The organism is Actinomadura sp. NPDC000600 (assembly GCF_040492135.1).
In the GTDB taxonomy this organism is placed as follows: domain Bacteria; phylum Actinomycetota; class Actinomycetes; order Streptosporangiales; family Streptosporangiaceae; genus Spirillospora.
On record NZ_JBEUPD010000149.1, the window covers coordinates 1 to 1,063 of the forward strand.

General features: G+C 29.0%; 3 protein-coding genes. All 3 read left to right on the forward strand.

Annotated elements, in window-relative coordinates; genetic code table 11:
• Nucleotides 1-205, forward strand: a 205-nt coding sequence (locus ABWI07_RS44400) for a hypothetical protein (RefSeq protein ID WP_353822241.1), incomplete at its 5' end; no start/stop codon positions are given.
• The gene (locus ABWI07_RS44405) at nucleotides 166-465 is read left to right on the forward strand and encodes a hypothetical protein (protein WP_502912919.1); all 300 of its coding nucleotides are present in this window, start codon (nucleotides 166-168) and stop codon (nucleotides 463-465) included. The genes ABWI07_RS44400 and ABWI07_RS44405, both read left to right, overlap by 40 nt.
• 96 nt (nucleotides 466-561) lie before the next feature.
• Nucleotides 562-1,063, forward strand: a 502-nt coding sequence (locus tag ABWI07_RS44410) for a hypothetical protein (protein ID WP_353822242.1), incomplete at its 3' end; no start/stop codon positions are given.

The following is a 1,063-nucleotide window of genomic DNA, read 5'->3' on the forward strand; positions in this document are numbered from 1 at the left end:
GTCTAATCTCCAAGTGAGAGCTAAAGAATTCAAAGCTAATGGAATTGGAACGCAAAGCAAAGTTAGCCCTACCTTTTATAAGAAATTGATTACTGAAAAAATAAATTTGCAAGATGATGGTGTCAAATTTTCGATTTATAATAGAGGTGGAACAGTTTCGGAAGTTTGGACTTCATGCATTTACCGGGAGCAATTGGTGTTTTGATTGCAAGACTAATTTACCCCAGTTTAGGAATTATGGACTATGGTGGACGCATTGCCAATTTAATTTGTTTTTCGCTTATATTTTATTTTTTAATTAAAAAAAATGAGCATGCTAAGTGGTCAATGATATTGATTTTTATGGTTGGTGGTATACAAAAAATATTTAGTCCAAGTTATGATGTTGTTAGTTTTCTTGTTTTTTCTGCTTTTGTTGTGAACTTAAGTGATCTCGTACGAATTGAAAAAATACGTGATGTGTGATTAAAAAAAGCAATCTATACTATTTTTCTTATTTGCTCATTCTATTTTATAAAAAGTAACTATATTTTTGCTTTTTTTGCATTATTAGGACTTCCAATGCTTTATCGTCCTGTTATTGATAAAGTAAGAAAATTAAGTAGTTTAGGAAAAACTTTTCTTTCTATGCTTATTATTGGTATAATATCAGTAGCATACTTATTCCTTAATAAAAAAATGTCTATTTTTACAATAATAAAAAAATTTATTGAAAATTATATGAATGTGGAGTTAATGGGAAATAATGCAAAACAACTTTGGCAAGTTGTGCCAACTACACTATCTATTTTTGTAAATATTCTTTTTATACTAATTTTATTTATTGTGATGATGGGAGAACTTAAAGCAACTTGGGCAACGGGAACGGTCATTATTTTCAGTTTAACTTATTTAGTCAATTGGTTTGGTATTTTTGCAGGTTTTTTTATAGATTCTGCTAGTCTTGCGAGTACTAATCTACAAGGACGTTACCTATCGCCATTTCTGTTTTTCTTTGTTCCATTTGTTCAAAATTTAGGAAAAAAATTCAACTTTACTATGTCTGAAAAAAGTGTTAGAAGAC